Origin of the sequence: Micromonospora echinofusca (assembly GCF_017614955.1) — a bacterium.
Classification (GTDB): domain Bacteria; phylum Actinomycetota; class Actinomycetes; order Mycobacteriales; family Micromonosporaceae; genus Micromonospora; species Micromonospora echinofusca_A.
This window is the reverse complement of the sequence record NZ_WVUH01000311.1, coordinates 1-8,654: the sequence shown is the minus strand read 5'-3', so window position 1 is coordinate 8,654 and position 8,654 is coordinate 1. Positions and strand designations below refer to the sequence as shown.

General features: G+C 72.5%; 8 protein-coding genes. 4 read left to right on the top strand and 4 right to left on the bottom strand.

The window, feature by feature from the left end; genetic code table 11:
* Positions 1-70: 70 nt before the first annotated feature.
* The 4 genes from GSF22_RS26645 to GSF22_RS26630 all read right to left on the bottom strand — a co-directional run bounded on the left by GSF22_RS26645 (position 71) and on the right by GSF22_RS26630 (position 5,208).
* Positions 71-949, bottom strand: a complete 879-nt coding sequence (locus GSF22_RS26645) for an aminoglycoside phosphotransferase family protein (RefSeq protein ID WP_208816482.1) — start codon at positions 947-949, stop codon at positions 71-73.
* A gap of 19 nt (positions 950-968) precedes the next feature.
* Positions 969-2,390 (bottom strand): WGR domain-containing protein, encoded by a 1,422-nt coding sequence (locus tag GSF22_RS26640; protein ID WP_208816481.1) that lies wholly within the window; start codon positions 2,388-2,390, stop codon positions 969-971.
* Positions 2,391-2,552: 162 nt separating this feature from the next.
* Entirely contained in the window at positions 2,553-3,926 is a 1,374-nt protein-coding gene (locus tag GSF22_RS26635) for an FAD-dependent oxidoreductase (RefSeq protein WP_208816480.1), read from the bottom strand.
* Positions 3,927-3,969: 43 nt separating this feature from the next.
* On the bottom strand, positions 3,970-5,208 hold the full coding sequence (locus tag GSF22_RS26630) for a carboxylate-amine ligase (protein WP_439957810.1): 1,239 nt from the start codon (positions 5,206-5,208) through the stop codon (positions 3,970-3,972).
* A 114-nt stretch (positions 5,209-5,322) separates the two neighbouring features.
* Here GSF22_RS26630 and GSF22_RS26625 point away from each other — a divergent pair, with 114 nt between their 5' ends.
* The 4 genes from GSF22_RS26625 to GSF22_RS26610 all read left to right on the top strand — a co-directional run.
* Positions 5,323-5,622, top strand: a complete 300-nt coding sequence (locus tag GSF22_RS26625) for a hypothetical protein (RefSeq protein ID WP_307804351.1) — start codon at positions 5,323-5,325, stop codon at positions 5,620-5,622.
* 247 nt (positions 5,623-5,869) lie between these two features.
* A complete protein-coding gene (locus tag GSF22_RS26620) occupies positions 5,870-6,691 on the top strand; it encodes a YidC/Oxa1 family membrane protein insertase (protein WP_208816478.1) in 822 nt (273 codons plus the stop codon).
* Between the two features lie 40 nt (positions 6,692-6,731).
* Complete coding sequence (locus GSF22_RS26615; RefSeq protein WP_208816477.1) at positions 6,732-8,138, top strand: carbohydrate-binding protein; 1,407 nt, start codon at positions 6,732-6,734, stop codon at positions 8,136-8,138.
* Between the two features lie 220 nt (positions 8,139-8,358).
* Positions 8,359-8,654, top strand: a 296-nt coding sequence (locus tag GSF22_RS26610) for a cellulose binding domain-containing protein (RefSeq protein WP_208816476.1), incomplete at its 3' end; no start/stop codon positions are given.

The following is an 8,654-nucleotide window of genomic DNA, read 5'->3' as shown; positions in this document are numbered from 1 at the left end:
ACGCGCCGGACCGCACGTCGAAGCCACCGGCCCAGCGGGTCGCCCCACCACCCCCCGGCCCGGTCCCGCCTCAGTCCCGCACGAGCAGCCAGCGGACCACGTCGACGTGGGACGGGAAGACCGTACCGGCGCCGAAACACCAGGCGGCCGTCTGACCGACGGTCCAGCCCCGGACCCGTTCCCGGTCCAGCCCCAGCTCCGCGCTGAGCCGGTCCAGCCGGTACCGCACCGCGACGGGGGAGTGCCCCAGCTCGGCCCCCCGGACCGCCGGGACCACGCTGAACTCCCGCTCGCCGAGCAGCGGCTTCGGATCGATGACCAGCCACGGCTCGCGCTCGGCGGCCAGCACGTTCCCGGTGTGCAGGTCCTGGTTGACCAGTACCTGTTCACCCTGGCTGGCGGCCAGCGCGGGCAGCAGTTCCAGGATCGCGTCGACGTCCCGGCGCGGGAACGGCCGCCCGGCCCGCTCCCAGTGACCCGGCAGCCGGTCCACCCAACCGGCCGCCTGTTCGGCCAGCGTGGTAAACGGGGCGCCCGCCGGGCGCCAGAGCCGGGGCAGCAGCCCGACCAGTACCCCCACCGCGTCCGGTGCCGGGCGGGACGACAGCGGTTCGCCCGGTACGCACCGCTCGATCAGCAGCGCCCGGCGGACCGGGTCGTGCGCCAGCAGCCGGACCGCGCCGTCCCCGGCCCAGTGGGCCAGCGCGTCCGCCTCGTGCCGGCTCTCGGCGTCCGGGTACTGGAGTTTCAGCACGGCAGGGCTGCCGTCGGCGCGTACCGCCGGCACCGCCAGCGAAGCGAAGCCGTCCCGGTACGGCGGACCGGTGCGCAGCTCCCAGCGTTCGGCGCACGCCGCGAGCCGGGCCGGCAGGCTGTCCAGCCAGGCCGGCCCGTCCGGCAGGTCACGGAGCGGGGCGAGCCAGGCCGGTACCGTCCAGTCGTGGCCCATCCGGCCCTGGTCCATCAGTTCAGACCAGCCGGCGGATGTCGCCGTAGGCCCGGTAGAAACCACCCCGGCCGGCCGCGCGGACCTCGGTGACCAGGTACCGCGCCCCGGGCTCCCGGATGCCCTTGGGGAACTGCACCGCCCAGTCCCGGTGGTAGCCGTCGGCCAGCACGCGTACCCGCAACCGGCCACCCAGGTCCACACACTCCACCAGCACCCCACCGGAGGAGGCGTCGCTGGTCACCTCGACCGTGGTCGACGCGGCCACCGGTGGCTTCGGCGGAGCCTTGATGTCCACCACGGTCGGCACCGTACCGGCCTGGGCCGCCGTGATCGCCGCCTCGCTGGCGTCGATGCAGGCCAGGTGACCGCTGGTGGTGACGACGTAGAGCCGTTCGTCGTGGTACTGCATGGAGTACGCCGAGCCGCAGCCGGTGCCGAGCTTCCACAGCCGGGTGCCGTCCGCCGCGAAGCAGTAGACCGAGGAGTGGGAGTCCCCGGCGAAGACGTACCGGCCGTCGGCGGCCGCCGCGCAGGAGAAGACCGCGGCGTCACAGTGGTAGACGGTCTCCCGGCGACCGCCCTTGCTCATCCGGACCACCTCCCGGCTGGCGGTCCCCCCGAACACGCTGTCGCGCTCCTGCCAGCCGAAGAGCACCGCCCCGGTACGGCTGTGCCACAGCTCCTGGCCGGTCCGCCAGTCGTAGCTGGTGACGCCCTGCGAGTGGCCGTGGTACATCGCGTCGGCGTCGCAGCGCACCATCCAGCCGGCCTGGCCCCGACCCTTGCGCCGCCAGAGGAACTCGTCCTCGTGGTCGATCGCGGCGATGCCGCCCCCGGCGTCGGAGACCCCGAGCACCCCGTCGTGGATGTCCAGCCAGTAGATGTCGATGTCCGGCGCGATCCGGTACGCCAGTCGGGGCACCTTGCCGGAGAGGTCGTAGACGTTGCCGTCGTCGCAGCCGGCGTAGATCCAGTCGTCGTCGGCGACGATGCACTTCACCCCGTCCGGCAGGCGGAACTGCTGCACCACCTGCGCGTCGTGGGTCAGCGTGCTGATCACCCCGTGCTCGTTGCCGACCATACAGTGCCGGTCGTCGACGAAGATGCCGAACGCCGGGGCGCCCGAGTCGTACCGCCAGAGCACCGGGGCGGTACGGGCGGTGGAGCGGGTGCTGACGATCTGCCGGCGGGAGATCGGCCGGGCCTGGCGTACCCCGGGCACCGCCGGGGCGTACCCTTTGCGGACCTTCTCCCCGATCTTCTTGGCCGCCTCGGCCCGGGCCCGCGCGTTGTCCGGGTAGCTGGCGGTCTTGACCTGCCCGCTGCCACCGATCCTGCCGTACCGGATGGTCAGCTTGGCGTCGTCGACGGTCACCTCGTAGAACTTGTGCGCTCCACCGTCCGTTTCGGACAGTTCGAGGTACGTCGTCTCCTGGGACATCTGGGGGGACCTCCGGACGCGGGGGATGGCTGCCGGCGGCGTGATCCGACCGGCGCGGCGACTGACAGGAGGCTAGCCGCACCCTCCGACAACGACCGGTCGTGGCGTTAACAAGGGGCCCTTCCTCTACCGAAAACGTTAGTAGGGGGCCCTTCCTTGCACCTACTGGGCGCGGAGGGCGTCGGCGGCCTTACGGGCCGCGATCAGCACCGGGTCCCAGACCGGCGCGTACGGCGGCGCGTAACCCAGGTCCAGGGCGGTCATGTCGTCCACGGTCATGTTGTTCCACAGCGCCACGGCCAGCGGGTCGATCCGTTTGGCCGCCTCCGACCGGCCGACGATCTGCGCCCCGAGCAGCCGCCCGCTCGGCCGCTCGGCGATCAGTTTCACCGTCATCGTCTCCGCGCCCGGGAAGTAGCCGGCCCGGTTGGTGGACTCCACGACCGCGCTGACGAACTCGAAACCGGCCCGGCTGGCGTCCCGTTCCCGCAGGCCGGTACGTGCCACCTCCAGGTCACAGACCTTGGTCACGGCCGTGCCGACCACTCCGGGGAAGGTGGCGTACCCGCCCCCGAGGTTGATGCCGGCCACCCGGCCCTGCTTGTTGGCGTGCGTACCGAGTGGCACGTGGGCAGGCTGGCCGCTGACCCGGTGCACGGTCTCCACGCAGTCACCGGCCGCCCACACCCCCGGGGTGTCCACCACCCGCATCCGCAGGTCCACCCGGATCCCGCCGGTGGGCCCGAGCGGCAGGCCGGCGTCGGTGGCCAGGGCCGTGTTCGGGCGGACGCCCAGCCCCAGCACCACCACGTCGGCCGGTACCCGACCCCCGGTGGTGAGCACCCCCCGGATCCGCCCGTCGCCGGTCTCCAGTCCGGTGACCGCCACCCCGGTGCGGACGTCGATGCCGAGGTTGCGCATCGCGTCGGCGACCAGCGCGGCCATGTCCGGGTCCACCGTGGACATGGGTTGCTGGGCCTGCTCGACGAGGGTGACGGAGAGCCCCCGGCGCAGCATCGCCTCGGCCATCTCCACCCCGATGTAACCGCCGCCGACCACCACCGCCCGGCAGGGCCGGGGCTCCCGGTCCAGCCAGTCCCGCAGGGCCGAACCGTCGTCGAGGGTCTGCACCCCGAAGACCCCCTGCGCGTCGGTGTCCGCCCAGTCCGGCATGATCGGCACCGCCCCGGTGGCGTACACCAGCTGGTCGAACGGCTCGCGTACCTCGGCACCGGTGTCCAGGTTCCGGGCGTGCACCGTACGGCGTTCCAGGTCGATCCGGGTCACCTCGTGCCGCAGCCGGACGTCGATGTCGAACTTCTCGCGGAAGGTCGCCGGGTCGCGGGCGATCAGGTCGTCCCGGTCGGTGACCACGCCGCTGATCCAGTACGGAATGCCGCACGCCGAGTACGACGTGAAGTGGCCCCGGTCGAACGCGACGATCTCCAGGTCCGACCCGTCCCGGCGGCGCCGGGCCTGGGAGGCCGCCGCCATCCCGGCGGCGTCGCCACCCACCACGATCAACCGTTCCGCCATCAGGTACCTCCGGGGACTGTCCGTCTTCAGCGGAGTCGCAGGGTCAGTCTTCCATCCCACGATCAGCTCCGCTCCCGGTCGCACCGGGTGCCCGGTCGGCACCCCGGGGCTGGTCGGCACCCCGGGTCTGGTCCGCCAAGTCGGTCAGGACGTCGATCAGACGGCCGGTGCGGGCGAAGGTGGCCCGCTGCCGGGCCGCGCCGCTGCCGCGCCGGCGCAGCCGGTCGAGCAGGGCGGTGACCTCGGCCAGGTCGCCGTGCCGGTCCAGTTCCGGGCTGACCCGTCCGACCAGCCGGTCCAGCAGGTGCCAGGCGGGTCGGACCCCGCCGTCGAGGAGGTCGAACCCGTTGCCCTCCAGCCCCTCGTGGGCGGCCTGCCAGTGGGCGGCCACCAGCAGGTGGTGGTCGACCCGGACCGGTGGCCGGCCCGCCTCCACGTCGGCGATCAGGGTCGCCACCAGGGCGCGGAGCAGGGCGGCGACGAGCAGGGTGTCGTCGAGGCTGGGGCAGACGTCGCCGATGCGGATCTCCACGGTCGGGTAGTTCGCGGAGAGCCGGGCGTACCAGTAGAGCATCCCTTCGTCCAGCATCATCCCGGTGTCGATGAGCTGGTCGATCAGGCGTTCGTAGTGGGCGTACGAGTCCAGCACCGGGGTCGGCGCCACCGACGGCCAACGTTCCCACTCCACCGACCGCCAACTGGCGTACCCGGTGTCCGCCCCGGCGAAGAACGGTGAGTTGGTGGTGGCCGCGTGCAGTACCGGCAGCCAGGGACGCAGGTGGTTGAGGACCTGCACCCCGGTCTCCGGGTCGGGGATGCCGACGTGCACGTGCATCCCGTTGTTGCCCGGCCCGGGTACCAGCAGCCCGTAACGGTCGATCATCTCGTGGAAGCGGGGCTTGTCCACCACCGGCGGCACCGGGCCGTCCACCGGGCCGGTACCGACCGCGACCAGCCGTACCCCGGCCGCCTCGGCGGCGTCGGCCAGCCCGGTCCGCAGCAGTCCCAGGGAGTGCCGCAGGGCGGACAGTTCCAACCCCGGCGGGCTGCCGATCTCGATCTGACTGGTCTGGAACTCGTGCTGGACCTGCCCGCGCAACTCCGCCGGGACCTGCTCCATCACCTGGTGCACGGCCGGCACCGCCACCCCGGTGTGCGGGTCGGTCAGCAGGAACTCCTCCTCGATGCCGACGGTCCGCAGGTCGGTACCGGTCGGCTCCGGGTCGCCGGCCGCCGGCCGTACCCCGTCCACTGCCGCGACCCCGCCGGCCATCGCCACCACCGTCCGTTCCGTTGCGCCCGGGTCCGCTGCCCGGTCGACGCCGCATTACCCACGGTGGCCACCGCCGGAAACGCCACCGTCGGGTGGGGTGACAGCGGGTCCTAGCCTGGGGGCGTGCCGGGGACGCCGACGATCGCGCTGTGCGTGTGGTGGCACGTCCTCGTGCAGGTCGGCGTGTTCGCCGGCAACCCGGGTGAACTGGTCGCCGGGGCCACCGTCGCGGTGACCGCGATGCTCGCCGTCGCGCTGGTGGTGCTCCGCTTCGCCGTTCCCGGTGGGGGTACCCGCCCGGCCGGCTGGGCCAGGTGCCACCGGCTGCGGGCGGCCGGTCGGCCGGTACCCCGCAGTGGTGACCCGGACGCCGCCGGTCGCCCCCGTCCCCGCGCACCCGGCTGGCTCCCCTCGGCCGGGTGACCCCGCGCGTCCCGATCAGGCCCGTCCCGATCGGACGCCGTGCCGATCGGACGCCGTGCCGATCGGGCCCGTCCCGAACGGACGCGTGCCGACCCTGTCCCGTCCCGATCAGGCCCGTCCTGACCGGGACGGTGCCGGCCGGTCGCTCTAAGCCGATTCCGTCGCTTCCCGACCGACGAGGACACCGCCCCGGTCGGCGCCGTCGTGCGTCCGCCGGCCGTCCCGGAATCGAACCGAGGTACCTGTCATGCCCGTCCCTGCCCTGTTCGACAGCGTCGTGGGTGCCGCGTCGGACGCGGTCACCGCGCTCGCCGCCGTACTGGCGCCGGTCGCCGGTGGTTCCGCCGCCGCGCTCGCCATCGTGCTCTTCACCATCGCCGTCCGTCTGCTGATCTCGCCGCTCACCGTCGCCCAGATCCGTGGTGAGCGGCGTCGGGCGGTGCTCGCGCCACAGATCCGGCAGCTCCAGCAGCGGTACGCCGACGATCCGGCCCGGCTCCGGGTCGAACTGTCCGCCCTGTACCGGCGGGCCGGGGCGAACCCGCTCGCCGGGTGCCTGCCGGCCCTGTTGCAGGCGCCGTTCTTCCTGGTCATGTACCAACTGTTCAGCACCGCCGACCCGGGACGCGGCCTGTTGGCCCAGCGGTTGGCCGGGGTGCCGCTCGGTCAGCACGTCACCGACGGGCTGGCCGGTGCGGCGGGTCCGCTGTTCGGGGTACTCCTGCTGGTCCTGCTGCTGCTGGCCTGGTCGACCTCGCGGCGGATGCGCCGCGCGGCGGCGGTCGGCGCGGACGCCGCAGCGGGTGCCGGACCGACCGCTGCCGGCAGCGGATCCCCGGCTGCCGGGGCCGGGGCGGCGACTGCCGGCACCGACGTGGCCGCCGGCCTGGCCCGGGTGCTGCCGCTGCTGCCGTACGGCACGGTGCTGGTCGCCCTGGTGGTACCCCTGGCCGGGGTGCTCTACCTGGTGACCACGACCGCCTGGACGGCAGGGGAACAGGCGCTGCTCCGCCGGCAGAAGACATCGACAAGCGTTGACATTCGACCGGGTGGCACGTACAACTCGTGAGAGAGCGCTCTCTCGACCGTCCCCGCAGAGAGGCAGATCGATGTCCCCTGTTCCGGCGGCTTCCGCCACCCTGTCCCGGAGAGGTCGCGTGCTCCTGCTCGCGGCCGTGCTCACCGCCAGCACCACCGCAGTCGCCACGGTCGACCTGACCGCCCGGGCCGCCGTGCCCGCCCCGGCGCCCGGCTGGAGTCTGATGTGGAGCGACGACTTCACCGGCGCCGCCAACACCCTGCCCAGCGCCGCGAACTGGATCATCGACACCGGTACCAGCTATCCGGGCGGCCCGCCCAACTGGGGCACCGGCGAGATCCAGACCTACACCAACAGCACCGCCAACGTCCGGCACGACGGCGCCGGCAACCTGGTCGTCACCCCGCTGCGGGACGCCAACAACAACTGGACCTCGGCCCGGATCGAGACGGTGCGGACCGACTTCAAGCCGGCCGCCGGGGGAGTGCTGGCGATCGAGGGGCGGATCCAGATGCCCAACGTGACCGGTGCCGCAGCGGCCGGCTACTGGCCGGCGTTCTGGGCGCTCGGCTCGCCGTACCGGGGCAACTACCAGAACTGGCCGGGCATCGGCGAGTTCGACGTGATGGAGAACGTCAACGGGATCAACTCGGTCTGGGGCGTCCTGCACTGCGGGGTGGCCCCCGGTGGGCCCTGCGACGAGTTCAACGGCCTCGGGGACTCCACCCCCTGCCCCGGCGCCACCTGCCAGTCGGCGTTCCACACCTACCGCTTCGAGTGGGACACCTCGGTCAGCCCGCAGCAACTCCGCTGGTACGTCGACGGGCAGCACTACCACACGGTCACCCAGACCGAGGTTGGTGAGCCGTACTGGACCCAGATGACCAGCCACGGCGGGTACTTCCTGCTGCTCAACGTGGCCATGGGCGGGGCCTTCCCGAACGGCGTCGCCGGAGGCGCCACGCCGACCGCCGCCACCGTGCCCGGCCGTCCGATGCTGGTCGACTACGTCGCGGTCTACCGGCGCGGGGGCAGTACGCCGCCGACCACCACCCCGCCGCCGGGTGGCGTCATCGACGCGTACTCGACCATCCAGGCCGAGGCGTTCTCCGGGCAGAACGGTGTCCTGGTCGAGGCGTGCAGCGAGGGCGGGCAGAACCTCGGCGCGCTGCGCAACGGGGACTGGGCCCGGTACGACAACGTGGACTTCGGCAGCACCCCGCCCCGGGACTTCGTCGCCCGGGTCGCCTCCGGTGCGGCGAGCGGGGTGAGCGGCCTGGTGGAGGTACGCCTCGACAGTCCGACCGGTACGCCGATCGGCAGCTTCGCCATCGCCAACACCGGTGGCTGGCAGAGCTGGCGCTCGGTGCCGGGGAACGTCTCCACGGTGACCGGTCGGCGGACCGTCTACCTGACCTTCACCAGCGGCCAGCCGAACGACTTCGTCAACGTCAACTGGTTCACCTTCCGCCGCTGAGCCCCGGCGCCGGGAGGGCTGTAAGGAAGGGCCCCCTATTAACGCTTTCGGTAGAGGAAGGGCCCCTTCTTAACGCTTCTTGTTAAGAAGGGGCCCTTCCTTGCATCCGGGGGCGCGGGTGGGATCCGGCGGGCCGGACCCCTGGACAGAAACAGTTAACAGTCCTAATAATTAACCATCCTGTCGATGTCCATGGATGCCTCCGGGCGTGGAGGACCGCATGACGCGCTCCCGAAGTCTTGTCCTGTCCCTGGTGACCGCGCTGGTCGGCGCGGTCGCCGCGATCTGGGTCGCGGTGCCGGCCCTGGCCGCCGGCCCCACCGCCACCTTCACCAAGACCAACGACTGGGGTACCGGGTGGGAGGGGAAGTACACGATCACCAACGGCGGTGGTACCACCATCTCCTCCTGGAACGTCACCTTCGACCTGCCGGCGGGCACCACGCTCGGTAGCTACTGGGACGCCCTGCTGACCTCCTCCGGCCAGCGGCACACCTTCACCAACCGGTCCTGGAA